This window comes from Citrobacter sp. H12-3-2 (genome assembly GCF_009649895.1).
GTDB lineage: Bacteria > Pseudomonadota > Gammaproteobacteria > Enterobacterales > Enterobacteriaceae > Citrobacter > Citrobacter portucalensis.
In genome coordinates this window covers 1,707,984-1,734,817 of sequence record NZ_CP045837.1, presented here as the reverse complement: position 1 = coordinate 1,734,817, position 26,834 = coordinate 1,707,984, and the positions used below count along the sequence as shown (strand labels likewise).

The 26,834-nt window shown below is 52.7% G+C and carries 26 protein-coding genes; 10 read left to right on the top strand and 16 right to left on the bottom strand.

From position 1 onward, the window contains the following. Positions 1 to 172 precede the first annotated feature (172 nt). Positions 173 to 280, top strand: coding sequence for a protein YohO (locus tag GHC22_RS08170; protein WP_003027354.1), 108 nt, complete (start codon positions 173 to 175; stop codon positions 278 to 280). Here GHC22_RS08170 and GHC22_RS08165 read toward each other — a convergent pair. The 5 genes from GHC22_RS08165 to bglX all read right to left on the bottom strand — a co-directional run bounded on the left by GHC22_RS08165 (position 261) and on the right by bglX (position 6,544). Then, positions 261 to 992, bottom strand: a complete 732-nt coding sequence (locus tag GHC22_RS08165) for an ABC transporter permease (protein ID WP_048234924.1) — start codon at positions 990 to 992, stop codon at positions 261 to 263. The genes GHC22_RS08170 and GHC22_RS08165 overlap by 20 nt on opposite strands. Further along, positions 976 to 1,923: an ABC transporter ATP-binding protein gene (locus GHC22_RS08160; RefSeq protein WP_153752638.1), complete on the bottom strand. Its 948-nt coding sequence runs from the start codon at positions 1,921 to 1,923 to the stop codon at positions 976 to 978. The genes GHC22_RS08165 and GHC22_RS08160 overlap by 17 nt, the downstream gene beginning before the upstream one ends. Beyond that, the gene (locus GHC22_RS08155) at positions 1,916 to 3,082 is read right to left on the bottom strand and encodes an ABC transporter permease (protein ID WP_304518541.1); all 1,167 of its coding nucleotides are present in this window, start codon (positions 3,080 to 3,082) and stop codon (positions 1,916 to 1,918) included. Before GHC22_RS08155 ends, GHC22_RS08160 begins: the two co-directional genes overlap by 8 nt. Before the next feature lie 15 nt (positions 3,083 to 3,097). After that, positions 3,098 to 4,015, bottom strand: a complete 918-nt coding sequence (locus GHC22_RS08150) for an ABC transporter substrate-binding protein (RefSeq protein WP_153752634.1) — start codon at positions 4,013 to 4,015, stop codon at positions 3,098 to 3,100. 231 nt (positions 4,016 to 4,246) lie between these two features. Then, positions 4,247 to 6,544, bottom strand: a complete 2,298-nt coding sequence (bglX, locus tag GHC22_RS08145) for a beta-glucosidase BglX (protein ID WP_153752632.1) — start codon at positions 6,542 to 6,544, stop codon at positions 4,247 to 4,249. 232 nt (positions 6,545 to 6,776) lie between these two features. Between bglX and dld the strand changes: the two genes are divergently transcribed. After that, a complete protein-coding gene (gene dld / locus GHC22_RS08140; protein WP_153752631.1) occupies positions 6,777 to 8,486 on the top strand; it encodes a D-lactate dehydrogenase in 1,710 nt (569 codons plus the stop codon). Positions 8,487 to 8,587: 101 nt separating this feature from the next. Here dld and pbpG read toward each other — a convergent pair whose 3' ends face one another. Continuing rightward, entirely contained in the window at positions 8,588 to 9,535 is a 948-nt protein-coding gene (gene pbpG / locus GHC22_RS08135; RefSeq protein ID WP_048234922.1) for a D-alanyl-D-alanine endopeptidase, read from the bottom strand. Positions 9,536 to 9,715: 180 nt separating this feature from the next. Next, positions 9,716 to 10,303 (bottom strand): Yip1 family protein, encoded by a 588-nt coding sequence (locus GHC22_RS08130; RefSeq protein WP_003834475.1) that lies wholly within the window; start codon positions 10,301 to 10,303, stop codon positions 9,716 to 9,718. A 243-nt stretch (positions 10,304 to 10,546) separates the two neighbouring features. Here GHC22_RS08130 and GHC22_RS08125 point away from each other — a divergent pair, with 243 nt between their 5' ends. Then, on the top strand, positions 10,547 to 11,116 hold the full coding sequence (locus GHC22_RS08125) for a DedA family protein (protein WP_003834476.1): 570 nt from the start codon (positions 10,547 to 10,549) through the stop codon (positions 11,114 to 11,116). A 37-nt stretch (positions 11,117 to 11,153) separates the two neighbouring features. Here the strand turns inward: GHC22_RS08125 and mdtQ are convergent, their stop codons facing one another. Next, positions 11,154 to 12,593, bottom strand: coding sequence for a multidrug resistance outer membrane protein MdtQ (mdtQ, locus tag GHC22_RS08120; RefSeq protein ID WP_128316785.1), 1,440 nt, complete (start codon positions 12,591 to 12,593; stop codon positions 11,154 to 11,156). 169 nt (positions 12,594 to 12,762) lie between these two features. Between mdtQ and GHC22_RS08115 the strand changes: the two genes are divergently transcribed. Further along, positions 12,763 to 13,497, top strand: a complete 735-nt coding sequence (locus tag GHC22_RS08115; RefSeq protein WP_008785256.1) for a bifunctional 2-polyprenyl-6-hydroxyphenol methylase/3-demethylubiquinol 3-O-methyltransferase UbiG — start codon at positions 12,763 to 12,765, stop codon at positions 13,495 to 13,497. Positions 13,498 to 13,754: 257 nt separating this feature from the next. On the opposite strand, the gene dusC is transcribed toward GHC22_RS08115, so the two are convergent. The 6 genes from dusC to GHC22_RS08085 all read right to left on the bottom strand — a co-directional run bounded on the left by dusC (position 13,755) and on the right by GHC22_RS08085 (position 19,746). After that, entirely contained in the window at positions 13,755 to 14,699 is a 945-nt protein-coding gene (gene dusC / locus GHC22_RS08110) for a tRNA dihydrouridine(16) synthase DusC (RefSeq protein ID WP_003834483.1), read from the bottom strand. Between the two features lie 61 nt (positions 14,700 to 14,760). Next, positions 14,761 to 15,954: a 3-hydroxybenzoate 6-monooxygenase gene (locus GHC22_RS08105; protein WP_153752629.1), complete on the bottom strand. Its 1,194-nt coding sequence runs from the start codon at positions 15,952 to 15,954 to the stop codon at positions 14,761 to 14,763. A 14-nt stretch (positions 15,955 to 15,968) separates the two neighbouring features. Next, positions 15,969 to 16,613, bottom strand: a complete 645-nt coding sequence (maiA, locus tag GHC22_RS08100; RefSeq protein ID WP_003834489.1) for a maleylacetoacetate isomerase — start codon at positions 16,611 to 16,613, stop codon at positions 15,969 to 15,971. Positions 16,614 to 16,621: 8 nt separating this feature from the next. Next, positions 16,622 to 17,323, bottom strand: a complete 702-nt coding sequence (locus GHC22_RS08095) for a fumarylacetoacetate hydrolase family protein (RefSeq protein ID WP_032943989.1) — start codon at positions 17,321 to 17,323, stop codon at positions 16,622 to 16,624. 15 nt (positions 17,324 to 17,338) lie between these two features. Next, complete coding sequence (gene gtdA / locus GHC22_RS08090) at positions 17,339 to 18,376, bottom strand: gentisate 1,2-dioxygenase (protein WP_048234914.1); 1,038 nt, start codon at positions 18,374 to 18,376, stop codon at positions 17,339 to 17,341. 11 nt (positions 18,377 to 18,387) lie between these two features. Beyond that, positions 18,388 to 19,746 (bottom strand): aromatic acid/H+ symport family MFS transporter, encoded by a 1,359-nt coding sequence (locus GHC22_RS08085; RefSeq protein ID WP_071444685.1) that lies wholly within the window; start codon positions 19,744 to 19,746, stop codon positions 18,388 to 18,390. Positions 19,747 to 19,872: 126 nt separating this feature from the next. Between GHC22_RS08085 and GHC22_RS08080 the strand changes: the two genes are divergently transcribed. From GHC22_RS08080 to GHC22_RS08055, 6 genes are all read left to right on the top strand, one after another. Further along, positions 19,873 to 20,781 (top strand): LysR substrate-binding domain-containing protein, encoded by a 909-nt coding sequence (locus GHC22_RS08080; protein WP_153752627.1) that lies wholly within the window; start codon positions 19,873 to 19,875, stop codon positions 20,779 to 20,781. A gap of 131 nt (positions 20,782 to 20,912) precedes the next feature. Next, positions 20,913 to 21,317 carry a CidA/LrgA family protein gene (locus GHC22_RS08075; protein WP_003834497.1) on the top strand — a complete coding sequence of 135 codons (405 nt, stop codon included), beginning with the start codon at positions 20,913 to 20,915 and terminating at the stop codon, positions 21,315 to 21,317. After that, a complete protein-coding gene (locus tag GHC22_RS08070) occupies positions 21,314 to 22,009 on the top strand; it encodes a CidB/LrgB family autolysis modulator (protein WP_003027380.1) in 696 nt (231 codons plus the stop codon). The genes GHC22_RS08075 and GHC22_RS08070 overlap by 4 nt, the downstream gene beginning before the upstream one ends. A 148-nt stretch (positions 22,010 to 22,157) precedes the next feature. Then, positions 22,158 to 23,042: a cytidine deaminase gene (gene cdd, locus GHC22_RS08065; protein ID WP_153752625.1), complete on the top strand. Its 885-nt coding sequence runs from the start codon at positions 22,158 to 22,160 to the stop codon at positions 23,040 to 23,042. Between the two features lie 163 nt (positions 23,043 to 23,205). After that, a complete protein-coding gene (gene sanA / locus GHC22_RS08060) occupies positions 23,206 to 23,925 on the top strand; it encodes an outer membrane permeability protein SanA (RefSeq protein ID WP_003027383.1) in 720 nt (239 codons plus the stop codon). Between the two features lie 2 nt (positions 23,926 to 23,927). Then, a complete protein-coding gene (locus tag GHC22_RS08055) occupies positions 23,928 to 24,167 on the top strand; it encodes a DUF2542 family protein (protein ID WP_003834502.1) in 240 nt (79 codons plus the stop codon). Between the two features lie 51 nt (positions 24,168 to 24,218). Here GHC22_RS08055 and mglC read toward each other — a convergent pair whose 3' ends face one another. Both mglC and mglA read right to left on the bottom strand, forming a co-directional pair. Then, positions 24,219 to 25,229 (bottom strand): galactose/methyl galactoside ABC transporter permease MglC, encoded by a 1,011-nt coding sequence (mglC, locus tag GHC22_RS08050; protein WP_003027393.1) that lies wholly within the window; start codon positions 25,227 to 25,229, stop codon positions 24,219 to 24,221. A gap of 15 nt (positions 25,230 to 25,244) precedes the next feature. After that, positions 25,245 to 26,765, bottom strand: coding sequence for a galactose/methyl galactoside ABC transporter ATP-binding protein MglA (mglA, locus tag GHC22_RS08045; protein WP_003027396.1), 1,521 nt, complete (start codon positions 26,763 to 26,765; stop codon positions 25,245 to 25,247). Positions 26,766 to 26,834 lie beyond the last annotated feature (69 nt).

Below are 26,834 nucleotides of genomic sequence, written 5' to 3'. Positions count from 1 at the left end.
TGCCATTTCGAACCTGGGCAGTGCTCAGAATCCTCACGTACTACGTGTACGCTCCGGTTCTTCCGCGCTGGCCGTGTTCAAACTGTCTGCGCCAATAACGCCTAATGATCCAGGCTCTTAATATTCTATTAACAAACGTGTACAATGCTTGGATTCACATAAGGAGTGCATAATGAGCGCAGCTAAAATCGGTGTCATTACCCTCTTCCTGCTGATGGCCATCGGCGGTATCGGCGGTGTCATGCTGGCAGGCTATACTTTTATTTTACGTGCCGGGTAAGATGCCTCGCTAATTTCTCAAACCCGCGGTCAACAATTACCGCCGCCAGCGCGACCAGCAGCGCTCCCTGAATCACATAGGCGGTATTGAACCCACTCAGCCCGATAATAATCGGCGTACCCAGCGTGTTTGCCCCAACGGTTGAGGCGATGGTTGCGGTGCCGATATTAATAATCACCGACGTGCGAATCCCGGCCAGAATCACCGGGGCCGCCAGCGGCAACTCGACTTTACGCAGCCGCTGCCCCTGACTCATGCCCATTCCGCTGGCAATATCCATCACGCTGGGTGAAATTCCGCCGAGTCCCGCCAGCGTTGCCTGCAAGATCGGTAATACGCCATACAGGATCAACGCGATAATTGCCGGTTCAGGACCAAATCCCATCACCGGTACAGCTATCGCCAGCACAGCAACTGGCGGAAAGGTCTGCCCCACGGCGGCGATGGTTTCCACCATCGGCCGGAATTCCGCGCCCCAGGGCCGGGTTACCGCTATACCGGCCCCGGTGCCAATAAGTACGGCAATCAGGCTCGAAATCCCCACCAGGCCAAAATGGCTCAGTGCCAGCGCCGCAAAACTTTCCTGCTGATACACGGGACGCGGTAGTGCCGGAAATAGCGCACTGAATAAGGCCTGACTATGAGGCAACCCAACTAACAGGACCAGAAACAGGACAATAAGCCATAACAACGGATCAGCAAGACGTTTCACGGGTCGGCATCTCCGAAAGCAAATCACGAAAATGAAGCGTCCCGCAGGACAACCCCTGCGGGGTCACGACCGGCAAGACGTCGCAACCGCGCGCTACGAACACCGACAACGCATCACGCAGCGTCATTTCATCTACCAACGGTTCACCGGCTGTGTGTTCACCGCGACGGATAAAATCCCCTACCGTGCGAAGCGACAACAGACGTACGCCCAGTTCACTACGGCCAAAGAATGTTTGCACGAATTCGTTCGCCGGTGCTGTCAGCATCGACAGCGGCGTGCCTTGCTGCACTACCTTTCCTGCATCCATCAGAACCAGATGCTCCGCCAGCCTTAGCGCCTCGTCGATATCATGCGTCACCAGCACAATGGTACGCCCGAGCAGACGATGAATACGCGTCATCTCCTGCTGCAGCGCACCGCGGGTGACCGGATCCAGCGCGCCAAAAGGCTCATCCATCAGCAGTACCTGCGGATCTGCCGCCAGGGCACGCGCCACTCCGACCCGCTGCTGTTGCCCGCCAGACAGCTGATGCGGGTAACGATGGCGCAAACTTTCCTCAAGACCCAGCAGCGCCATCAGTTCGTCTGTTCGGTCATCAATACGTGAATGCGACCACTTTTGTAGCTGCGGCACCGTGGCGATGTTCTGCGCGACGGTCCAGTGGGGAAACAAGCCAATAGACTGAATCGCGTATCCCATGCGCCGCCTTAACTCCAGTACCGGTAGGCTGCGGATCTCTTCCCCGGCAAAGCGAATCTGTCCGCTGTCATGTTCAACCAGCCGATTGATCATTTTCAGCGTGGTGGATTTCCCGGAACCTGACGTGCCAATTAACACCGAAAAGCTGCCCTCCCCCAACCGCAGATTAAGGTCGTCAACGGCTTTTTGCTGGCCATAGGTTTTACTGACATGGCGAAATTCAATCATTATTCGATACCTCTAGCATCGCGAGCCCTAAATCAAACAGCGCATCAATCAATACCGCCAGTACCACAACCGGGATCACGCCCAGCAACACTAAATCGACGGCGCTACTGAGCAATCCCTGAAAGACCAGCGCGCCAAATCCCCCTGCGCCAATCAGTGCAGCAATCACCGCCATTCCCACCGTTTGCACCATCACTACCCGTAAACTGCGCAAGAAGACTGGCAATGCCAGCGGGAACTGCACCGAGACAAACCGCTGGAAAGTGTTCATCCCCATCGCTCGGGCGCTTTCCAGTACATCCTGCGGCACCTGATTCAAGCCAGCCACAACGCCACGTACCAGCGGTAACAGCGCATACAGCACTAACGCAATAAGCGCAGGCGTCAGGCCGGTTCCGGCGACGCCGAGCGAACCCAACAAAGGAAAGTGCTTCACCAACCCGGCAAGGGGCGCAATTAACAGGCCAAACAGCGCGACTGAGGGAATGGTTTGGATGATATTCAGTACCGCAAAAACCGGCCCCTGACGGGAGACAGAGAAAGCACACCAGATGCCCAACGGCACACCAATAAGCAGCGCGGGCACCACGGTAGCGAACAGAATTGTCAGATGCTGCGCCAGGGCGTCGTTGAAGACATCCTGACGGTTGGCATATTCTTTAAGCAGGGATAGATCGTTAAACATGCCGGAGAACAAAAGCACCAGCGGAAAAATAAACATTTGCGCGTGCAACAGCCAACGCCATGATGCCAGCTCGGTTATGCGACGAATGGCGTCACTGGCGGCCAGCAACAGTAGTCCTAGCCCCAACCAGAACCCGCTGCCCAGGCTGGTTCTGGCCAGTGGACTTCCCGTCTGGGCCAGATACGTTGCCGTTGTTCCTGCGGTTACCAGCGCTGCAATAACCAGCAACTGGCTAATAACAAGCGTCAATATATTGCCGGGCTTTCCCGGTACAAAGCACAGAAGAAACAGCAGCGAACAGGCTACTGCCAATCCCCACGCCATGTCGGGCCGGATATCCCAGAGTTGGCGCCCCTCACCGGAGACCAGGCGATTAGGCGCATAGCTAATGAAAGGCAGCGCTGCCGCCGCGAAGGTAAGAAGTACCAGTAACAACAGCACCCGATTAACTGAAATCTTTGACAAAACACCCACCTGCTGCAAACTCCGTTACTTCATCCATCCTTTTTGCTTCAGGTAGTCTGCTGCAACTTTTTTCGCATCCAGCCCCTCCACGGCAATACTGGCATTCAGCTGCTGCAACGTTTTTTCATCCAGGCTGGCAAAAACCGGTTGTAGCCATTCTCCCATTTGCGGGTAGTCTTTCAGCACCGATTCACGTACGACGGGTGCTGGCGCATAAATGGGCTGGACACCTTTTGGATCGCTTAAAGTTTGCAGACCGAGCGCCGCAACCGGGCCATCGGTGCCATAAGCCATCGCCGCATTGACTCCAGAAGTCTGCTGCGCCGCTGCTTTAATCGTCACCGCGGTATCTCCTCCTGCCAACGACAACAGCTGATTTTGATTCAGTTTGAAATCATAGGCTTTTTCAAACGCAGGCAACGCGTCAGCCCGTTCGATAAATTCAGCAGAGGCAGCAAGTTTGAACGTTCCCCCGTCTTTTAGGTAGCGGCCTAAATCAGCAAGGGACTCAAGCTTGTTCTTTTGCGCGACATCCTGGCGTACCGCAATGGTCCAGGTATTATTGGCGGGTGCAGGTGTTAGCCAGACCAGCTTATTTTGCTCTGCATCCAGCTTTTTCACTTTCTCGAAACCGGCCTGCGCATTTTTCCACGCGGGATCATTTTCATCTTTAAAAAAGAATGCGCCATTACCGGTATATTCCGGATAAATATCCAGCTCACCGGAGGTGATTGCCCCACGCACTACTGGAGTGGTACCCAGCTGTACTTTATTGACGGTTTTCACGCCATGGCTTTCGAGCACCTGCAAAATAATGTTGCCGAGCAGCGCCCCTTCGGTATCTATTTTTGAACCAACCGTGACGGGTGACGCGGCCTGTAAGGGTAGGCTTATCGCGGCTAACAGCACCAGCGAACCCACCGATACTTTTGAGATTATCATGCTGTACTCCTCATCCTTTTGCGGCCCTTTTCAGAGACTTGAGGAAAAAGCATAGTCGAAAAATCAAGCCTTAACCTGGCAATTGGGTGGTAACGCTGAGAGTTATTAGCGGTAAGGCGATAATAAAATAAAAAAATCCGGCAAACCCAATATGAATTTGCCGGATGATACGACTTTGTCAGCCTGATAAGCGTAGAGCCATCAGGCATGCTGCATGACTTTATTCATCTATTACAGCAGTTCAAATTCGCCCTGCTTCACTCTGGCGGAATCCACGCCGATGAAAACGTTAAATTTGCCAGGTTCTGCATCGTATTTCATCTGCTGGTTCCAGAATTTGAGCGCTTCAATATCAATCGGGAAGCTGACGGTCTGAGTTTCACCTGGCTTAAGATTCACTTTTTCAAAACCTTTCAGCTGTTTTACCGGACGACTCATGGAGGCGGTCACATCCTGTAAATACATCTGAATCACCGTTGCACCTTCGCGCTTGCCGGTGTTGGTCACCTGCACGCTGGCCGTCACGGTTCCGTCACGCCTCATCGTCGGAGAAGAGAGCTTCACATCAGAAACCGTAAACGTGGTGTAGCTCAGGCCATAACCAAAGGGATACAACGGACCATTGGCTTCATCAAAGTAGCGCGAGGTGTACTTGTTCGGCTTATCGGCGTTATACGGACGACCGGTATTGAGATGGCTGTAATAGACCGGGATCTGTCCAACAGAGCGCGGGAAAGACATCGGCAGCTTGCCTGACGGATTGTAATCACCAAACAGCACATCGGCGATGGCGTTACCGCCCTCCGTACCGGCAAACCAGGTTTCGAGGATCGCATCGGCTTGTTGATCTTCCTTCACCAGCGCCAGCGGACGACCGTTCATCAACACCAGAACCAACGGTTTACCCGTGGCTTTCAGCGCGGCAATCAGGTCACGCTGACTTTGTGGAATGGTGATATCGGTGCGGCTGGAGGCTTCATGCGCCATGCCCTGCGCTTCACCGACTACCGCGACAACCACATCAGATTGCTTCGCGGCGTTAACGGCTTCATTGATCATCGCCTGCGGCGAACGCGGGTCAACCTTTACCGCTTCTTCATACAGGTTGAGGAAATCGACAATGCCTTTGTCGTTGGTGATATTCGCCCCTTTGGCGTACAGCACTTTGCCCTGTTCGCCGACGGCATTTTTAATCCCCGTCAGCACCGTTACCGACTGATCGGCAACACCGGCGGCGGACCAACTGCCCATCACATCACGCTTGCTGTCGGCCAGCGGACCGACAACCGCCACTGTGGCGGATTTTTTCAGCGGCAACGTTTCCAGACGGTTTTTCAGCAGCACCAGGCTTTCGCGCGCCACTTCACGCGCCTCTTTGCGATGCAAACGGCTTTCTGCGTTGGTGTCCTGTGGGTCAGATTCTTTGGCTCCCAGATGGCTGTACGGATCGTTAAACAGCCCCATATCATATTTCACGTTCAGCACGTGGCGCGCGGCGTCGTCCAGCTCCGCCATCGTCACTTTGCCGGATTTAATCAAGCCCGGCAGATATTTGCTGTAATACTCATCACTCATACTCATGTTGATGCCGGACTTGATCGCCACACGCACCGCATCTTCAGGATCGGAGGCGGTACCGTGCTTAATCAGTTCCTTAATCGCGCCGTGATCGGAAACGGTAATCCCCTTAAAGCCCCACTCATCACGCAGCACGTCTTTTAACAGCCAGGCGTCTGAGGTTGCAGGCGTACCGTTTAGCGAATTAAGACCCACCATCACCGCACCGCTACCGGCATCCAGCCCGGCTTTATACGGCGGCATATAGTCGTTGAACAGACGCTGTGGGCTCATATCGACGGTGTTATATTCCTTGCCACCTTCAACCGCGCCATAGGCGGCGAAGTGCTTGACGCTGGTCATCACCGAATAGCGATCCGCCGGGCTTTTCCCCTGCATCGCTTCCACCATGGTTTTACCCATCGTAGCCGTTAAATACGTGTCTTCACCAAAACCTTCTGAAGCACGGCCCCAGCGCGGATCGCGAGAGACATCGACCATTGGCGCCCAGGTCATATTCAGACCATCATCGGCAGCTTCATACGCGGAAATACGGCCAACGGTTCTGACCGCATCGAGATTAAAAGAGGACGCCAGGCCGAGACTTATCGGGAACACGGTACGCTGGCCGTGCAATACGTCGTAGGCAAAAAAGAGAGGAATTTTCAGGCGACTGAGCTCCATCACCTGATCCTGCATTTTGCGGATATCCTGGCGCGTGACGGTGTTAAAAATTGCCCCAACCTGCCCGTCTTTGATCATCTCGCGGATGGCTTCTTTCGGGTTATCAGGCCCTACGCTTATCAAGCGTAGTTGCCCAATTTTCTCATCCACGGTCATCTGTTTAAGTAAATCGGTAACGAATGCATCCCGCGCTTCTGGCGTCAGAGGATGGTTACCAAACAGCGTGTCCGCCAGCGCTGGTTGCAACGCCAGACTCACCGCGACACCTACAGAACATAGCCATTTCATGTTGATTCTCTCTTTATTTTTTCCCGACGAGGCAGCGAAAATATAACAAAAACCGCAGTTTGCCGTAAGACTAAACGGGAGCGATAAAGAAAGCTAAGGTTATTCTCCTAATTTTCGAAACCAACGCGACTCAGTGGAAGACAACCCAGAGACAATGTGAATGAGAAAGCGTATTGTCATACAAAGCGCTATGCTTGTTTCTGATATTGAGTCCCACCACAAGGAGTGGAGAATGTCTTCCATTACAACAGATAATAAAGCTTTTCTGAATGAACTGACCCGTCTGGTAGGTCATTCACACCTGCTCACAGACCCTGCTAAAACCGCCCGCTATCGCAAGGGATTCCGTTCCGGTCAGGGCGATGCACTCGCCGTGGTGTTCCCTGGCTCGCTTTTAGAACTGTGGCGCGTCCTCAACGCTTGCGTCGCCGCAGATAAAATTATCCTGATGCAGGCCGCCAACACTGGCCTGACCGAAGGCTCTACGCCGAGCGGTAATGATTACGACCGCGAGATTGTCATTATCAGCACCCTGCGCCTTGATAAGCTGCACGTCATCGGCAAAGGCGAACAGGTGCTGGCCTATCCCGGCACCACGCTTTATTCACTGGAAAAAGCGCTCAAACCGTTTGGCCGTGAGCCGCATTCGGTGATCGGATCTTCCTGTATCGGCGCTTCAGTGATTGGCGGTATTTGTAACAACTCCGGCGGCTCGCTGGTTCAGCGCGGTCCGGCATACACGGAGATGTCGCTGTTTGCGCGTATTGACGAGCAGGGTAAATTACAGCTGGTTAACCATCTGGGTATCGAACTGGGCCAGACCCCAGAACAGATCCTTAGCAAACTTGATGACGAGCGTATCAAAGATGACGATGTGCGCCACGATGGACGTCATGCACACGATCACGACTACGTTACCCGCGTCAGAGATATTGAGGCGGACACGCCCGCTCGCTATAACGCCGACCCGGATCGGTTGTTTGAATCATCCGGTTGTGCAGGCAAGCTCGCGGTTTTTGCGGTGCGTCTGGACACCTTCGAAGCCGAAAAAAACCAGCAGGTCTTTTACATCGGTACCAACCAGCCAGAGGTGCTGACGGAGATCCGCCGTCATATTTTGGCAAAATTTGAGCATCTGCCGGTCGCCGGTGAATATATGCACCGCGATATTTATGACATCGCTGAGCAATACGGCAAAGATACGTTTCTGATGATCGACAAGCTCGGCACCGACAAAATGCCGTTCTTCTTCACCCTGAAAGGTCGCACCGATGCGATGCTGGAAAAAGTGAAAATTTTCCGTCCACATTTCACCGATCGGGCAATGCAGAAATTTGGCCATTTGTTCCCCAGCCACTTACCCGCGCGCATGAAAAGCTGGCGCGATAAGTACGAACATCACCTGCTGTTAAAAATGGCCGGTGGTGGCGTGGCTGAAGCGCAAAACTGGCTAAGCGAGTTTTTCGAAACCGCTGAAGGCGACTTCTTTGCATGTACGCCGGAAGAAGGCAGCAAGGCGTTTTTGCATCGCTTTGCGGCGGCTGGCGCGGCGATTCGTTATCAGGCCGTACATGCCGATGAAGTGGAAGATATTCTGGCGCTGGATATCGCGCTGCGCCGTAACGACACCGAATGGTACGAGCATCTGCCTGCAGAGATCGACAGCCAACTGGTGCACAAACTCTATTACGGCCACTTTATGTGCTACGTCTTCCATCAGGATTACATCGTGAAAAAAGGCGTGGATGCGCATGCGCTGAAAGAGCAGATGCTGGAGCTTCTGCACGAGCGCGGAGCACAGTATCCGGCAGAGCATAACGTCGGACATCTGTATAAAGCACCGGAAACCTTAACCCGTTTTTACCGCGAGAATGACCCCACCAACAGTATGAATCCGGGGATTGGTAAAACGAGTAAGCAAAAGTTCTGGAAAGAGTCGTAAACCAGAAAAAGATAAGCGCCACCGGGCATGTTGCCGGGGGCGCTTCGCTTGCCCGGCCTACCGCTACATTAGCTATGTGTATGCCGGATGAGGTGTCTTATTTAATCGTTCTGTGCAGTTTGCTCGCTCGTCGCTGAACCCGCCGCTGCCATCTGCGCCGCTTTTTGCTTTTTATAGCTCAGCGCCGCTGCCGGAACCGGCATCACCTTGCCCGTTTCGATCCAGGTACGTAAACGGCTGGCATCGGCAAAGTGGGTATATTTACCGAACGCATCCATCACCACCAGCGCCACCGGTTTGTTATTGATCACGGTGCGCATCACCAGACAGTGGCCTGCCGCATTGGTAAACCCGGTTTTGGTTAACTGAATATTCCAGTTATCGCGGTATACCAGATGGTTAGTGTTACGGAATGGCAGCGTATAAGCCGGGTTGGCAAAGGTCGCCATATCTTCACGCGTGGTGCTTAACTGGCCAATCAGCGGATACTGCTTGCTGGCGATCAGCAGCTTGGTTAAATCACGGGCGGTCGAGACGTTATGAATCGATAAGCCGGTTGGTTCCACAAAGCGAGTCTGAGTCATGCCGAGCGCTTTCGCTTTGGCATTCATGGCCTTAATAAACGCGTTATAACCGCCAGGGTAATGATGCGCCAGGCTCGCCGCCGCACGGTTTTCTGATGACATCAGCGCCAGCAGCAGCATGTCTTTACGGCTAATTTCACTGTTCAGTCGCACACGAGAGTAGATGCCTTTCATTTCCGGCGTCTGGCTGATATCAACTTTCAGCTTCTCATCCAACGGCAGTCGTGCATCAAGCACCACCATCGCGGTCATTAATTTGGTAATCGACGCAATCGGACGCACAAGGTCCGGGTGGTTCGAATAGATAACTTTGTTGGTATTCAGATCAACAATCATCGCGCTACCGGACGCTATCTCAGGCTGAGAAGCTGCTGCGGTAGTTGCCGTTTTAGCCACGGCTTGGGGTGCAAAAGGAACGGCCAGCACCAGGGCAAGGCTTAATAATGAAACTCGGAATTTCAGCATGATGAGATTTCTGATAATGGTTCACGCACGTCACAACGCACACCGCCAGAGACTAAGTATTATCTCAAGCTAGCTCAGGCATCATAGCGATCCGGCAGGTTTGCCGCCACAGGAGAATCGTCTCGAAATGCTGCGTTGCTGACTTTTACGTCAACAACGCAGCGCAGACAGGTTTATCCGTCAGAATAACCGATAGCCGTAACCCCACAGGATTACCGTAATCGCCAGCAGAACTTCCAGTACCAGCACACCGATCGCCAGCGTCGAACTGGAAAAGCTCAGGCCTTCCTCTTTAGAGATATTCAGGAACGTCGGAATGCCGAGATAGAGTAAATAACCGGTGTAAAACAACGCAATGGTCCCCACCAATGCGCACAGCCAGACCAGCGGATAAAGTGCGACCAATCCGCTTAAAAACAGCGGCGTCGCGACATACCCTGCAAAGACCATGCAATGCGCCAGCGACGGGCGCTGCGGGTAATTACGTGCCATCCACCAGATAACCCGGCCCATGACGGCGACGCCTGCCAGCATCACCCCGTAAAACAGAATTGCCATCGCAAATCCGGTCAACAGAGATAACTTCAGGATATTGCCATCGCCAAAATTCCAGCCGATTTGCGTGGTACCGATAAATGCGCAAACAACCGGGATTGCCGCCATCAGCAGTACATGGTGGGTATAGTGATGCGAAACACTTTCGTTTTCGCTGTTGATCACGTGCATTTCACGATCGGGATGGGAAAACAGCCCCCAGACATGGTTCATACCGCCCCCTTCTTGTCAGCTCCGGACCTCAACACTTCAAGTATAATTCAGCTTTTGATTATTTTATGTACACAGAGAAAATACCGGATCGCTACGGCGAATGTCAGTTAGTAAGCCGTAGGCCTGATAAGCGAAGCGCCATCAGGCATTAGGGAACTGAACGACGTTAAGCGCTACTATGCGTCTTTTCCGGCATCAAGTATTCATAGGGTGTATGCTATTACCGTGGAGGTCATACAACGTATGGATATAACGCATTATGTTGCGCAGTACGGCTATGCTGCGTTAATCATCGGCAGCCTGGCGGAAGGTGAAACCATTACCCTGTTAGGCGGCGTCGTGGCGCATCAGGGAGTCCTGAAATTCCCGCTGGTGGTACTCTCGGTCGCACTAGGTGGGATGATTGGCGATCAGTTGCTCTATTTACTCGGACGTCGTTTTGGCGGCAAAATTCTGCGTCGTTTCTCGCGCCATCAGGCGAAAATTCATTATGCGCAGAAAATGATCCAACGGCGTCCTTACCTGTTTGTGGTCGGTACGCGCTTTATGTACGGCTTTCGCGTTATTGGTCCCTTACTGATTGGCGCCAGTCACCTGCCGCCGAAGATATTTTTACCGCTGAATATTCTTGGCGCGTTTGTCTGGGCATTGCTATTTACCACCCTCGGCTACGTCGGTGGTGAAGTGATCGCGCCGTGGCTGCACAGCCTCGACCAGCATATCAAGCATGGCATCTGGCTGGTGCTGGTTATCGGGATAGTCGCGGGCGTCCGCTGGTGGATGAAACGCCGAAGCACGCGTAAAGCGCAATGAAGATGGCCCGACAGCGGAACACCGGCGGGCCGAACAATCAGGATGCGTGATAACCGCCGCCCAGCGCGCTGGTCAATTGGATTGAGGCATCCAGCCACTGGCCTTGTAAAATCAGACCGTTGCACTGTTCACGTAATGCCGGGATCTTTGCCTCGCTAACCCTGGAGCCCGCAATAATACCCGCATTAAAGCGCGCCTGCGCCAGCCCCACTACGCGCTGAGCGTCATGTTCAATCTGCTGCTGATGCTGATTTTTCTGCGCCAGTGTTTCTACCTGCGATGCCGCACGTGCCACGTCATTCACCGCATCCACCACAGCTTTGTTGTAATTCGCCACCGTCAGATTACTTTGCGCTTTCGTAATATCGAGATTCGCATTCAGTCTGCCACTGTCAAAGATAGGCAGCGTCAACCCGGCGGTTACGCCCATTTGCTGCGCGGAATGGCGGAACAGGTCACTCAGATGTAACGCATCCTGTTGTAAAAATGCCATCAGATTTACATCGGGATAAAACGCCGCTTTCGCCGCATCAATACTGCTCAGCGATGACTCAATGTACCAGTGTGCTGCCTGCAAATCTGGTCGACGGGCCAGCAGCGAATAACCTAGCTGGGACGGAAGCTGACTTTCAACCACGGGCAGTTTGGTCGAATGGAGCTTCAGGGCAACGGACTGCGAGTTGCTCAACGCGCTTAGGCGCGCCTCAATCACCTTCATTTTACCGCTGACATCATTCAGCTGCTGCTCTGTTTTGCTGGAATCGATATCGGTTTCAACACCTTCCACCGAAGAAGTGAGGCCGTTTTGATACAGTTGACGATCGACGGTAATCACATTTTGCTGCTCGCTTTCGATTTGCGTCAGCACGGTTTTCAGTGCGGCCTGCGTCTGCCATTCCCAGTAAAGACGGGAGACACCGCTCGCCAGCAGCTGCCGGGTTTGCTCGCGCTCAGCCTCACGCGCCTTAACGGCTCCAATGCGCGCAGTCACTTCGGCCCGATTCTTACCCCACAGATCCAGATTCCAGCCGGCGGTTAAACCAAAGGTTCCATTGGTGTACCACGGCCCCGTGGTTCCTGCTGCGGGATCAGTTATGGCGAAAGGTCCCATCAGCCCCTCAGCTGACATTCTCTGACGCTCAACGTCTGCGGAGAAGTCGATCTCCGGGCCATCTTGCGCTTCCACGGCCTTAGCCTGCGCCTCCGCCAGTTGAATGCGCTGTTCCGCGACCTGCATATCAGGAGAATTTCGCAAGGTGCTGTCAATCAACGCATTAAGCTGGGGGTCGTGATATGCCTTCCACCACTGGCTGTCCGGCCAGCCATTTTTTAACGCGGCAGGCAATGTGGTATCGACATTTGCGGCAGGCGTCTGCTGTGACAGAGACTGGCGGTCATCATGCATCGGCGCGCAGCCAGACATCAGAACAAAAAGCGGCAACAATGCCGTCGTGACAAACACAGAATTACGATTCATGGAGATATACAGGTAAGAAAAGATGTGCAGAGATTACGACTTGTCGCTGTTGCTTTTTTAGTTACGCGTGGCAATACATCTTTGGCAATAAAAATATATAATCAGAAAAATATACACCTCGTGAATAATATAGATTAAATAATTTTAATAATTAATGGATGGAGATGTTATGTCACAGAATATCTATGACGATCCTGAGTTCTTTGCCGGATATGCCACGCTGGATCGTTCGGTGAAAGGACTCGACGGCGCGCCAGAATGGCCGACAATACAAGCGATGCTCCCCTCTCTTCAAGGCAAAAACATTCTTGATTTGGGCTGTGGATATGGTTGGTTTTGCCGCTACGCGCGCGATAATCAGGCAGCCAGCGTAATGGGACTGGATATTTCACAAAAAATGTTAACCCAGGCACACAGTATGACGCAGGGTAATGGCATCGTTTATCAGCGTGAAGATCTCGAAACGCTAACCCTGTCTCCAAATTCTTTTGACCTGGTTTATAGCTCGCTTGCCCTGCACTATTTGCACGATATAGAACGATTATTCGTAACCATTTACCAGTCATTAACACCAGGCGGTATGTTAGTTTTCTCTGCCGAGCATCCAATTTATACCGCACCGCTTAATCAGGGTTGGATAAAAGATAAAACTGGGCAGCTGTCCTGGCCGGTTAATCATTATCAGCAGGAAGGTGAGCGCATCAGTAACTGGTTTGCTGAAGGCGTCAAAAAACAGCACCGTAAGCTGGCGACCTGGATTAATGCGCTGATTGCCGCCGGATTCGAGATCGTTTGTGTCGATGAATGGGGGCCGTCCGCGCAACAGATTGCTGAAAACCCGGCTTTAGATGAAGAAAAAGAGCGGCCGATGGTGTTTCTGCTCAGCGCACGTAAACCAGCATAACAACGCCTCCAGGCAGAATGATTGATACTTTCCTATACTCAATCTGAACTTACCAAAAAAAGGAAAGTTAATGAAAATTCTGCTGTGGGTAATTCTGATTATTTTTCTGATTGGGCTATTGGTGGTAACAGGCGTGTTTAAGATGATTTTCTGATGTCGTCATTTCGCCCAGGCCTGATAGCAGAAATCTCAGGCTATTATTCTCTCTGATGCCGGATGGCGGCGTAAACGCCTTATCCGGCCTACTGGAACTGAGATCAGGCAGTAATCTCGATAGCCTGAATCGCACGTGCGATATCCGGCGAATTATTTAACGCACGAATTTCCTGAAACAGTTCTGTTGCCTCTGAATATTCTTTGCGCAAATACCCTAACCACTGCTTAATCCGCGCTACATGATACAGCCCGGTGTCCCCCTGCTTTTCAAGGCGGGTATATTTTTGCAACAGCGTCACGACTTCAGGCCACGGCATACGCGGCTCGTTGTATTTCACCACGCGGCTCAGGTTCGGAATATTTAATGCGCCACGTCCGATCATCACCGCATCGCATCCGCTGATGGCCATACAATCCTGGGCGCTCTGCCAGTCCCAGATTTCACCATTCGCGATAACCGGAATGGTTAGTCGCTGACGGATCTCGCCAATCGCCTGCCAGTTGATATGTTCCGCCTTGTAGCCCTGCTCTTTGGTTCGGCCATGCACCGCCAGTTCGCTGGCACCAGCCTGCTGGACGGCATCGGCAATTTCAAACTGCCGGTCGCTGTTGTCCCAGCCCAGACGAACTTTCACCGTCACCGGAAGATGAGCCGGGACCGCCTCGCGCATAGCTTTTGCGCCCCGGTAGATAAGCTCAGGATCTTTCAATAGCGTTGCGCCACCGCCGCTACCGTTCACCAGCTTCGATGGACAGCCACAGTTTAGATCGACACCGTATGAGCCCAGTTCTACCGCGCGCGCGGCATTCTCCGCCAGCCACTGCGGATACTGTCCTAACAGCTGAATGCGAACCAACGTGCCGGATGGCGTCCGGCTGTTGTTATGGAGTTCCGGGCAGAGTCGATGAAATACTTTTGCCGGCAGGAGCTGATCCACCACGCGCACAAACTCGGTGATGCACAGATCGTAATCATTCACTTCAGTCAGCAGCTCGCGCACCAGTGAGTCGAGCACGCCTTCCATCGGCGCCAGTAAAACACGCATATCGTCACCCGCAAAAAAAGAGGCGCTATGGTAGCGCCTCCGTTCGGGAGATTAAAGAGGCTCAGCGCGGCAACAGGCAGTTATCTTTTTTCCAACCGTACAGCCATTCCATACCGCGATAAAACTCCGCCTGCGATTTGTCTTTCCACAGCAGATTACGCACCTGCCGCTCGACGCCTGCGGCGTGGTAGACACGGCCCATTTCACGCGTTGACCAGACGATGCGTGCGGTACGCGGAATACGCACCGACTCATACAGCGCAAAGGCATCAGCCGCATCGCCATCACTCTGCTGTAGCGCTTTACCGAGCGTTACCGCGTCTTCCAACGCCATACAGGCACCCTGCGCCATATATTGCGCCACCGGGTGCGCGGCATCCCCCACCAGCGTGATGCGGTCGGTTCCCCATTTTTCTACCGGCTCGCGGTCGGCGGTGGACCAGCGCCGCCATGACGTCGGTTTATCAAGCATCTGGCGCGGGCGCGGATGAATACCCGCAAAATAGGAGAGCACTTCCTCTTTGCTGCCATCTTTCACGCCCCACTCTTCCTGCTGACGACTGTGGAAGGTCACCACCAAGTTATATTGCTTACCGCCGCGCAGCGGATAGTGCACCAGGTGACAGTGTGGTCCGGCCCACAGCACCGGTGCGTTAATGCGTAAATCCTCCGGCATATCATCGCAATCAATCACGGCACGATAGACCACGTGTCCGGTAACCCGTGGCGCATCGCCAATCAGAGACTGACGAACGACCGATTTTACACCGTCACAGCCCACCAAAATATCCGCCGTCCAGCTGTTGCCGTGCTCATCAAATACCGTGACGTCATTATCTGTCTGGCGAATATCAACCACGTTAGTTGAAGTGCGATACTCAACGTTAGGATGCACCAGCGCCGCTTCCCAAACGCTGGCGTGAATATCAACCCGATGGATAACCGCATAAGGACCGCCAAAGTGATCGCGGAACGCCTGGCCGGTTTCAATGCGGACCACCTCTTTTGCGTTTACCGCATCCATCATCGTGATGTGGTCGGTAAAAACGGCACGCTGACGGGCGACTTCTCCCACGCCAAGGCTGTCCAGAGCAGAGAATGCATTCGGCCCGAGCTGAATACCCGCGCCAATTTCACCAATCTCGTGCGCTTTCTCCAGCAACATCACTTTAATGCCCTGACGGGCCAGCGATAGCGCGGTCGCCGCGCCGCCAATCCCGCCACCCACGATAATTGCGCGTGTCACTTTAGCCATTGTCGTTCTCCTTATCAGGCTGGAATTTTATCTTGTTGATTCTCGGGCGCGGCGGCGATAAACGCCGGAAGCTGAGTACAGGCATCATATACCGCCTTACAGCGCGGATATCCGCTCAGATCGCACCCCATACGTAACGCGTTCGCCCACTGTGGGATCAGACAGCAATCCGCCAGCGTCGGCGCATCACCCACGCAGAACTTCCCCGAATGACTCTGGCGCAGCATCTGTTCCACCGCGCTTAACCCTTGCTGGATCCAATGTGCATACCAGCGTTTTTTATCTTCTTCACTGACCTTTAACTCTTCGCTCAGGTAGCGCAGTACCCGCATGTTATTCACCGGGTGGATATCACAGGCGATGGCATAGACAATTTCCAGCACCTTACTGCGCACCGGGAAGTCGGCAGGCAGCAGTGGCGTTTGCGGAAAGTGGCCATCCAGCCAGTCAATTATTGCCAGCGACTGCCCAAGTGATTCTCCGTCATCGGTCACCAGAGTCGGCACCAGTCCCACCGGGTTCATCCGTCGGTAGGCCAGTTCGTTCTGCTGACCGATGCGAATGTTGACGCCCACCGTCTGGTAATCCAGCCCCTTCAGCGCCAGCGCAATGCGCACCCGATATGACGCCGAGCTATTAAAGAAACTGTACAGCTTCATCATCCACCTCAGACAATCTTCACGGCGATGGGGGTTAAACCGTCTACGTTTCCGGTGATCACATCCCCTTTCACTACCGCCCCCACGCCTTCTGGGGTACCGGTGTAGATCAGATCGCCCGGCTGCAGTTCGAAGAAACCAGACAGATAGCTGATGGTTTCATTCACAGACCAGATGAGGTGGCGAATATCGCTACGCTGATGATCGTCGCCGTTGACCTGCAACCAGATTGGCGCATTGTTAACATCCACACTTTCGCTGGCTTTATGCAGCGGTGCGATGGGCGCGGAGAGATCAAACGCTTTGCCAATTTCCCACGGACGCCCCATCTGGCGCATCTCCATCTGCCGATCACGGCGGGTCATATCCAGACCGGTGGCATAGCCCCAGATATATTCGTGCGCTTTTTCCAGCGGAATATCGCTGCCCTTTTTGCCAATCGCCACCACCAGCTCTATCTCATAGTGATAGTTATCGGTTTGCGATGGGTACGGCAGTTCGAGGATCTGACCAGCCGCCACCGGGACTACCGCATCGGCAGGTTTACAGAAAAAGAACGGTGGTTCGCGATCCGGATCAAAGCCCATTTCACGGGCATGAGCGGCATAGTTACGGCCCACGCAGTAAACACGGCGCACAGGAAATTGTTCATCACAGCCAACAACCGGAACGGTAACAGGCGCTTGTGGTTCAAATACGTATTGCGTCATTTTCTCTCTCCCAAATTAATAGCGTGCTTCGCGGAACAACCCCAGTGCTTCCTGAACCGGTCTGTCCGAAAAACTGAATAAGACGGTATCTTCGTGGGTCTGGAACGACACGCCGTGCCAGGTTGGCACCACAAAGATATCTTTTGGCGAAAAGTTGAAGGTCTCGTTACCAATGGTGACCTGCCCACTTCCTTCCACCACGTGGTAGATAGTGCTGTCGGTGGTACGCGCCATTCGTGAGGAAAAGCCCTGCGGCAACAGTTGCAGGAAGGTTCCCATCGAAGGCATGGGATAACCGCCGGTTACCGGGTTGACGTAACGCATCTTGTAACCGTCCCACTCATCGGCGTCGCCCATGCGGGTCAGGTCATGCAGTGCTTCACGGCTGCGATCGTAGCGATAGTTAAAAATGGGCGATGAGTTACCCTTCTGATGACGCAGCGGCAGCATATTGGCCGCGTAGCGCGGTAAGTAATCCCCTTCCTTGCGCGTGACCGGCTGCTGATCTTCCGGGTAGTCTTCCGCAAAGCCGCAGCCCAGCAGGTTCACCAACGGCAGATCCAAACCGTCCAGCCACACCACCGGTTCACTGCCCGGGTTGCCGTGATCGTGCCAGCGCCACTGCGGCGTCAGAATAAAATCGCCTTCATGCATCTGGGTGCGCTCACCGTCCACAGCGGTAAATGCCCCTTTCCCTTCGACAATAAAGCGCAGCGCAGACTGATTATGACGATGACTCGGCGCAACCTCACCCGGCATAATTAACTGCAATCCCGCGTACAGCGTTGGGGTGATTGAAGACTGTCCACGCAGCATTGGGTTTTCCAGCACCAGCACGCGGCGAATCGCCTCTTTCGCGCCAATCAGATCGCCACTTTCCAACAGCAACGGGCGGATCTCCTGATAGTTCCAGTACGCAGGCGCGCAATGTGCGTTCGGTGTTGGCGGCACCAGGCGGTGCAGCGACTCCCACAGCGGGGTCAGATTCTGCCCGGAAATATGCTGGTAAAACTGCTGACGGCTGTTCTTAACGTCCTGATTCAGTTCAGACATAGGGATTCTCCTTATTCATTCACAACACCTGCGCGTGGCAGAGTATTTGAGGCAGAGGCCGACTGGCGGATAACAACCGTCAGCAGCGTAAGCATTACCGCGCTGATGGCCGCCGGGACGGCAATAATGAAAAACAGGTTATCGAATGAGAAATTCATCGCCATCATCACCCCGCCGGAAAGCGAGCCGACAATCGCGCCGCAGCGCCCCACTGCATTAGACCAGCTGACGCCCGTCGCCCGGCTTTGTGTCGGATAAAGCGTGGCGGTTAACGCATTAAGACCAACCTGAGAACCGCTGATGCCGATGCCGGTGCCAAAAATAGCCAGTGCCATCAGCCACAGACCGTTTTCGCTCAGGCCAATCATGACGATGCACACTGCGCCCAGCGCATAACTCACGGCCAGCACGCGGAAAGGATTGTATTTGTCCATCAGCACGCCCAGCGCCAGTGCCCCCAGCGTTCCTCCAATCTGGAAGGCGGCAGTTACCCAGGAGGCATGCTGCAGATCAATTCCACGATGGTTAAGCAGCGTTGGCATCCAGCTGGAGAGCAGATAAATAATCAGCAGGCTCATAAAGAACACTACCCATAGCATCAGAGTAATAGGCAGCTGTCGCCCAACGAACAGCTGGCGAATGCTGCCTTTAGCTATCGCGGCACCTTCGTTGAGATAAAAATGGGTATTGTCATAACATTCCCGGGTGATGGCGCTAACGGTTCTGGCAATCACGTTTTGCGGCAGTTGACGACGAACCTGCCAGCGCGGGGATTCCGGTAGCGCAAACAGCAGAGCAACAAACAGCATTAGCGGCAGAACGCCTCCCAGCACCAGAATGCCGTGCCAACCAATCACCGGCACCAGCTGTGCGCTGACGATACCGCCCATTGCCGATCCCAGAGTAAAGCCACAGAACATCATGGTGACCAGTGCGCCACGCCGACGCGCGGGCAGGTATTCCGAAGTCATAGTAATGGTATTCGGCATTGCCCCGCCCAGCCCTAAGCCGGTAAGAAAGCGCAAAATAACCAGCGTTTGCAGATCGGGTGAAAAAGCCGAAATTAGACTTAGCGCGCCGAACAGCGCCACGCAGAGTTCTATCACTCGTTTGCGGCCAAAACGGTCGGACAGCGGGCCACAGAGCAGCGCGCCAGCGGTCAGCCCCAGCAGACCAGCGCCAAACAGCGGTGCCAGATCGCCAGCAGTCAGCTGCCAGTGAGTGCGAATATCGGGTGCGATAAAACCAATCGCCGCGGTATCAAATCCGTCGAGCATGACAACCAGAAAACAGCAGATGATAACGCGCCACTGGGTCTTACCGACGGGGGCGGAATCGATCAGTGCTTGTAGATCACGTTGTTGAGTCATAGTGAATGCCTCAGTGCAGGTAGAGTAGATGTCTGTTTTGTTTTAGGTATGTTGCGACTTTGTATGTTTGGAGATGAAATGTACAATGGCTTTTCATGCAGAGGCATAACCTGGAGGTTATAGCAAATGGCAAACTGGGCGCAGAAACTGAAGTTGCAACACCTGCAAACGCTTATCGCGCTGGGCGAACAGGGAAATCTGACGCACGTCGCCCGGATGATGAATATCACCCAGCCCGCGTTGTCGAAATGGTTATCACAGCTCGAAGATGAGATTGGCATCACGCTCTTTGAACGTCACAGTAAAGGCTTGCGTCCTTCCGAAGGCGGCAAGTTGCTACTGCAACATGCCCAACGCCTGATCAATGATATGGAGCGTTCGCAGTATGAAATCGCCCGTTTTAAGCAAGGCGGCCTTGTAGGGAGTCTGAAGATTGGCTGCTCGCCGGTAGCGACCGACTGTGTTTCACAGGCAATACTGGGTTTGCTCACAGAACTGCCAACCCTGCATCTTAATATTGAAGAGAAAGTGATGACCCCGCTGCTGCACGATCTGCTCGCGGGTTCGGTGGATGTCGTCGTCGGTCGCGTCGGCGGTCGGGCGCTTCAGTTGCCGCTCAATTATCAAGTGCTGTATACCGAGCCGGTCTGTTTCGTCGCCCGCCCCGACCATCCCTTAGCAAAATATCCCCTGCTCACCTGGCACGATCTGGCTAACTGGCGCTGGATTGTCTGGCCGACAGGAACCCCTATCCGGATAAGCATTGATAACGCGCTGGTTGATAACGGCGTAATGTTGCCGGAAAACATCATTGAATCGGCATCAATCAACGTCAGTACCAACCTGCTGCAAAGTAGCGACATGATCTCTATTCTTTCTCTACGGCTGGCACAACGGTATGCCGCCCAGGGACAACTGGCTATCCTGAATCTGCCGAAGATTGAACAAAAAGGCAGCGTCGGCGTATTCTGGCGCAACAACGAAACGCCTACTACCGCCCTGAATCGTTTTCTGTTCTACCTGGCACAAGTTTAGCGCGGAGAGTTAGGGCCATCGCCCGATGTTCCAGATATCTATTTCCTCTATGCTTAGAATTCATGATGTGATCGGTAGCACGTTTTTAAGTTTAATTGTATGATGAATCAGTCTCGTCAAGGGTTTCAACTATGAGCAAAGCACTGAACGTTATCTGGCAATATTTGCGCGCATTCGTCCTGATTTATGCCTGCCTCTATGCAGGTATTTTTCTTGCATCGCTACTCCCTATCACCATTCCGGGCAGCATTATCGGCATGCTGATTCTGTTTGTCTTACTGGCTTTGCAGGTGTTACCGGCAAAATGGGTTAACCCCGGCTGCTACGTGCTGATTCGCTATATGGCCCTGTTGTTTGTCCCGATTGGCGTGGGGATCATGCAGTACTTTGACCTGCTGCGCGCGCAATTTGGTCCGGTGGTGGTGTCTTGTACCATCAGTACGCTGGTCGTTTTCCTGGTGGTGAGCTGGAGCTCGCACATTGTGCACGGTGAGCGCAAAATCGTTGGGCAAAAAGAGGCTAAAGCAAAAAAATGATGTCGTATATCTGGTGGTCGTTACCTCTTACGCTGGCGGTATTTTTTGGCGCACGTAAGCTGGCAGCTCGCTTTAAAATGCCTTTGCTGAATCCGCTGCTTGTTGCCATGGTGGTGATTATTCCCATTCTGCTGCTGACAGGTATTCCCTACGATCACTATTTCAAAGGCAGCGAAGTGCTGAACGATTTGCTGCAACCTGCCGTGGTCGCGCTGGCCTATCCGTTATACGAACAGTTGCACCAGATTCGCGCCCGCTGGAAATCAATCATTGCTATCTGTTTTGCCGGGAGCGTTGTGGCGATGGTAACAGGTACAACAATCGCCTTGTTGATGGGCGCATCGCCGCAAATTGCCGCGTCTATCATGCCAAAATCGGTCACCACGCCTATCGCTATGGCCGTGGGAGGCAGTATTGGCGGCATTCCGGCGATCAGCGCCGTATGCGTCATTTTTGTCGGCATTCTCGGGGCGGTATTTGGTCATACGTTACTCAATGCCATGCGTATCCGCACTAAGGCCGCTCGTGGGCTGGCAATGGGCACCGCGTCGCACGCCCTGGGCACCGCACGCTGTGCGGAACTGGACTATCAGGAAGGTGCGTTTAGCTCACTGGCGCTGGTCATCTGCGGCATTATTACCTCACTGGTTGCCCCGTTCCTGTTCCCGATTATTCTGGCAGTGGTGGGTTAATCTTCATTTTTTAGCTATTTATTTGCGATGCGTTGCACATTTTTCATTTAAGTTTCATAAGTTGCATACACAATGAGATTTGGATCACATATAAAGCCATAACAGGCCCGTAAACTACGATTCCATTACATTGTTATGAGGCATCGCCATGCATCCACGTTTTCAAACTGCTTTTGCCCAACTCGCGGATAACTTGCAATCAGCCCTGGCCCCTGTTCTGGCGGATGCACATTTCCCCGCCATGCTGACTGCTGAGCAGGTCTCTTTGCTAAAACGCGAATCGGGACTGGACGAAGACGCGCTGGCATTCGCTCTGCTGCCGCTGGCTGCGGCCTGCGCACGTACTCCGCTGTCCAACTTCAACGTTGGGGCAATTTCTCGCGGCATCAGCGGCAACTGGTACTTCGGTGGGAACATGGAGTTCCTGGGCGCGACCATGCAGCAAACTGTTCATGCCGAGCAAAGCGCTATCAGCCATGCCTGGCTGCGCGGTGAAAAAGGGCTCGCCGCCATCACCGTCAACTACACGCCGTGCGGCCACTGTCGCCAGTTTATGAACGAACTGAACAGCGGACTGGATTTACGGATTCATCTGCCGGGACGTGCGCCACACGTGCTGCGTGATTACCTGCCAGATGCCTTCGGCCCGAAAGATCTGGAGATTAAAACGCTGCTGATGGACGAGCAGGATCACGGCTTCGCGCTGCAGGGCGATGCGTTGACCCAAGCGGCAATCACTGCTGCCAACAGATGTCATATGCCGTACAGCAAATCCCCAAGCGGCATGGCGCTGGAGTGTAAAGATGGCCGTATTTTTAGCGGCAGCTATGCTGAAAATGCCGCCTTTAACCCGACCCTGCCACCGCTGCAGGGCGCGTTAAACCTGTTGAATCTGAACGGTTATGATTATCCAGATATCCAACGCGCCGTGCTGGCTGAAAAAGCCGACGCGCCGTTGATTCAGTGGGATGCGACCTCCGCCACGCTGAAAGCACTGGGCTGCAATAATATTGAGCGCGTTCTCCTGGGTTAATCGACTCAATAACGCCAGTTCGTAGGCCGGATAAGGTGTTTACACCGCCATCCGGCACTATGCAGAATGCCTAAAATCCCCTCAATCAGACTGCTGTTTCTTGCGCTACGTCTTCCGGTACAGTAGCCTGATTGAAATTCCATCCAAATAACGAGTTTTCTGCATGTTAAAGCGCGTGTTTTACAGCCTGTTAGTCCTGTTAGGCTTGCTGCTTTTGACTGTGCTTGGACTCGATCGCTGGATGAGCTGGAAGACTGCTCCCTACATTTACGACGAACTGCAGGATTTACCCTACCGCCAGGTCGGTGTGGTTCTGGGCACGGCGAAGTATTACCGCACCGGCGTCATCAATCAGTATTACCGCTACCGCATTCAGGGCGCATTGAACGCCTATAACAGCGGGAAGGTAAACTATCTGCTGTTAAGCGGCGACAATGCCCAGCAAAGCTACAACGAACCCATGACGATGCGTAAGGATCTGATTGCCGCAGGCGTTGATCCCGCTGACATCGTGCTTGATTACGCCGGGTTCCGCACGCTCGACTCCATCGTGCGTACGCGTAAAGTATTCGATACCAACGATTTCATCATTATTACTCAACGATTCCACTGTGAGCGCGCCTTGTTTATTGCGCTGCATATGGGTATTCAGGCTCAGTGCTATGCGGTGCCTTCGCCAAAAGATATGCTCACCGTGCGGGTACGTGAATTTGGTGCCCGTTTTGGCGCACTCGCCGATCTCTACATTTTCAAACGTGAGCCTCGTTTTTTAGGCCCACTGGTGCCCATCCCTACCATGCATCAGGTACCGGACGATGCGCAGGGGTATCCGGCGGTCACGCCTGAACAATTACTCGAATTACAAAAGAAACAAGGAAAATAAGCATGGAAGGAAAAACGATCTTTATCGTTATTGGCGTACTGATGATTGTTCTCTGGACGTGCAGAGAAGGCCTGAAGGGACTGCGTTCCGGTATCGTCGAGAAAACCGTGAAAGGTTCGCAGACGCCAATGATCATTTCTCGCGCTAAAGAACCCAGCACTTACTGGAGCTATATCATCGTTTATTTCGGTATGGCCATTGGTGCACTGTTCACTGGTATCTGGTTACTCTTTATCAAATAAAAAAACCGATGCAGAATGCCTCTGCACCGGTTTTATTTTTCTCTTCCCAGATTACTTCTTACGCGCGTACTTCAGTGAGTCCAGCGCGACCGCGAAGATGATAATGCCGCCTTTGATAATATACTGCCAGTACGGGTTCACGCCGATGTAGGTCAAACCGTAGTTGATGACGGTGAAGATAATCACACCGGTCACTACGCCAAACACGGTACCTACCCCGCCGCTGAACGACACGCCGCCAACCACGCACGCCGCAATCGCATCCAGCTCATACATAAAGCCGAGGTTGTTGGTCGCTGAGCCGATACGCCCTGCTTCCAGCAAACCACCGAAGGCATAGAACACGCCAGACAACGCATAGATAATCAGCAGGTTCAGCGCAACGTTTACACCGGACACTTTCGCAGCTTCCGGGTTTCCGCCGATGGCGAAAATGTTTTTACCGAAGCGGGTCTTGTTCCACAGCACCCACACAAAAGCCACCGCAATCAGCGCATAGAAAGTGATGTAGGAGAGTCGGAAACTGCCCAGTGCAATAAAGCCCTGCGCAAAGGTTGAGAATCCACTGTCAAAGCCAGAAATTGGCGATGCACCGACGAAGTCGTAGTACAGGGAGTTGATCCCGTAAACGATAATCATCGTACCCAGTGTGGTAATAAACGGCGTTACGTTCAGATAAGCAATGATAATACCGTTCACCAGACCGATAATGGCGCCAATCACGCAGACAATCAGCACCACTACAATGATCGGCATCGTCGCCATTTCCGGGAACACCTTGTTGGCATTCTCCATCGACTGCAACAGAGTTGCCGCCACCACTGCCGCCAGGCCAACCTGACGCCCCGCCGACAGGTCGGTCCCTTGGGTAACAATCAGTCCAGCCACACCCAATGCGATAATAATACGCACCGAGGATTGCGTGAGAATATTACTCAGGTTCAGTAAGCTTAAGAAAGTGGGATCCTGGAAAATAATAATCGCCAGCAAAACCAAAAGAACAACGTAAATTCCGCCTTCTTTCAGGTAAGTAAGAAAACTTTTCTTATTTAACGCACTCATGAGGAGCCCCTAATCTTAAAGGTGCAAAGACGCAAGACGGAGGATTTCGTTTTGCGTTGTTGTTTTAGTGTCAACAATTCCAGCAACGAGACCATTGCTCATCACCAGAATACGATCGGTAATACCCAGCAGCTCCGGCATTTCAGAGGAAATAATAATAATCCCCTTATCCTTTTTCGCGAGTTCGGCAATCAACTGATAAATTTCAAATTTCGCACCAACATCGATTCCACGCGTCGGTTCATCCAGCATCAGAATTTCTGGCTGCGTTAATAACCAACGACCAATAACCACTTTTTGCTGATTACCACCAGAAAGTGAACCGATTTGCGTACGATGACCCGGTGTTTTTACCCTCATGGAGTCAATTACCCACTGGGTATCACTCTTCATGCGGGAATTATCCAACAGACCAACTTTGTTTTTATAGTTTTGGATATTGGAAATTAACGAGTTAAAACCAATGTCCAGATACGCATAAATACCGGTTGAACGGCGCTCTTCCGTGACCAGTGCAAAACCATGGTTGATGGCTTCATTTGCACTGTGGTTATTAATTTTTTTGCCGTGTAGCGTAATCGTACCTGATGATTTCTCACGAATACCAAAAAGCGTTTCAACGATATCCGTGCGTTTTGCGCCTACCAGACCTGCAATCCCAAGAATCTCCCCTTTGTGCAAATCAAACGAGATATCACGAATCGACGGCTGGCGCAGCGAGGTCAGGTTACGCACTTGCAGAATGACTTCACCAGGTTTGTTTTCTTTATCCGGAAAACGTTGGTTCAGTGAACGTCCGACCATCATGGCGATGATCTTATCCATATCCAGCCCTTCCAGCGGCTGGGTCGCAATCCACTGGCCATCGCGCAGAACGGTAATTTCATCGCACAGCTGGAAGATTTCTTCCATTTTGTGAGAGATATAAACAATACCGCATCCACGCTCTTTCAGCTTACGGATGATGGTGAACAGATGGTTAACTTCTTTTTCGGTTAACGATGAAGTTGGCTCATCCATGATGACGATTTTGGCGTCATAGGAGAATGCTTTCGCAATTTCAATCATCTGCATTTGTGAAACTGATAATGTGCCGACACGCGCACGCGGATCGATATCAATATCCAGTTCATCAAATATCGCTTTGGTATCGCGGTACATTTTTTCCTGATCGACAAACATGCCTTTGGTGGGATAGCGTCCCAGCCACATGTTGTCCATTACAGAACGTTGTAATACCAGGTTTAATTCCTGGTGTACCATCGAAATACCATTTTCAAGCGCTTCTTTAGCAGAATGAAAATCGATTTCTTTACCCTGAAATAAAATACTGCCGGAATCTTTTTGATAGATGCCGAAAAGACATTTCAATAATGTTGATTTCCCCGCGCCATTCTCTCCCATGAGGGCGTGAATAGAATGCGGGCGGACTTTTAAATTGACATTATCAAGCGCCTTAACGCCGGGGAAGGACTTGTTGATGCCGGTCATTTCCAACAAGTATTCGCCTGACGACTGAGTATGTGTGCTGACCATAATTATACCTTGTTGGCCTTGCAGAGTGCGTTATTAAGGGCGCAATGAAATTGCGCCCACATACGGAGT

Coding starts and splice junctions, on each gene's coding strand:
- GHC22_RS08170 (WP_003027354.1), top strand. CDS start 173: ATGAGCGCAGCTAAAATCGGTGTCATTACCCTCTTCCTGCTGATGGCC.
- GHC22_RS08160 (WP_153752638.1), bottom strand. CDS start 1,923: ATGATTGAATTTCGCCATGTCAGTAAAACCTATGGCCAGCAAAAAGCC.
- GHC22_RS08150 (WP_153752634.1), bottom strand. CDS start 4,015: ATGATAATCTCAAAAGTATCGGTGGGTTCGCTGGTGCTGTTAGCCGCG.
- bglX (WP_153752632.1), bottom strand. CDS start 6,544: ATGAAATGGCTATGTTCTGTAGGTGTCGCGGTGAGTCTGGCGTTGCAA.
- dld (WP_153752631.1), top strand. CDS start 6,777: ATGTCTTCCATTACAACAGATAATAAAGCTTTTCTGAATGAACTGACC.
- pbpG (WP_048234922.1), bottom strand. CDS start 9,535: ATGCTGAAATTCCGAGTTTCATTATTAAGCCTTGCCCTGGTGCTGGCC.
- GHC22_RS08130 (WP_003834475.1), bottom strand. CDS start 10,303: ATGAACCATGTCTGGGGGCTGTTTTCCCATCCCGATCGTGAAATGCAC.
- GHC22_RS08125 (WP_003834476.1), top strand. CDS start 10,547: ATGGATATAACGCATTATGTTGCGCAGTACGGCTATGCTGCGTTAATC.
- mdtQ (WP_128316785.1), bottom strand. CDS start 12,593: ATGAATCGTAATTCTGTGTTTGTCACGACGGCATTGTTGCCGCTTTTT.
- GHC22_RS08115 (WP_008785256.1), top strand. CDS start 12,763: ATGTCACAGAATATCTATGACGATCCTGAGTTCTTTGCCGGATATGCC.
- dusC (WP_003834483.1), bottom strand. CDS start 14,699: ATGCGTGTTTTACTGGCGCCGATGGAAGGCGTGCTCGACTCACTGGTG.
- GHC22_RS08105 (WP_153752629.1), bottom strand. CDS start 15,954: ATGGCTAAAGTGACACGCGCAATTATCGTGGGTGGCGGGATTGGCGGC.
- maiA (WP_003834489.1), bottom strand. CDS start 16,613: ATGAAGCTGTACAGTTTCTTTAATAGCTCGGCGTCATATCGGGTGCGC.
- GHC22_RS08095 (WP_032943989.1), bottom strand. CDS start 17,323: ATGACGCAATACGTATTTGAACCACAAGCGCCTGTTACCGTTCCGGTT.
- gtdA (WP_048234914.1), bottom strand. CDS start 18,376: ATGTCTGAACTGAATCAGGACGTTAAGAACAGCCGTCAGCAGTTTTAC.
- GHC22_RS08085 (WP_071444685.1), bottom strand. CDS start 19,746: ATGACTCAACAACGTGATCTACAAGCACTGATCGATTCCGCCCCCGTC.
- GHC22_RS08080 (WP_153752627.1), top strand. CDS start 19,873: ATGGCAAACTGGGCGCAGAAACTGAAGTTGCAACACCTGCAAACGCTT.
- GHC22_RS08075 (WP_003834497.1), top strand. CDS start 20,913: ATGAGCAAAGCACTGAACGTTATCTGGCAATATTTGCGCGCATTCGTC.
- GHC22_RS08070 (WP_003027380.1), top strand. CDS start 21,314: ATGATGTCGTATATCTGGTGGTCGTTACCTCTTACGCTGGCGGTATTT.
- cdd (WP_153752625.1), top strand. CDS start 22,158: ATGCATCCACGTTTTCAAACTGCTTTTGCCCAACTCGCGGATAACTTG.
- sanA (WP_003027383.1), top strand. CDS start 23,206: ATGTTAAAGCGCGTGTTTTACAGCCTGTTAGTCCTGTTAGGCTTGCTG.
- GHC22_RS08055 (WP_003834502.1), top strand. CDS start 23,928: ATGGAAGGAAAAACGATCTTTATCGTTATTGGCGTACTGATGATTGTT.
- mglC (WP_003027393.1), bottom strand. CDS start 25,229: ATGAGTGCGTTAAATAAGAAAAGTTTTCTTACTTACCTGAAAGAAGGC.
- mglA (WP_003027396.1), bottom strand. CDS start 26,765: ATGGTCAGCACACATACTCAGTCGTCAGGCGAATACTTGTTGGAAATG.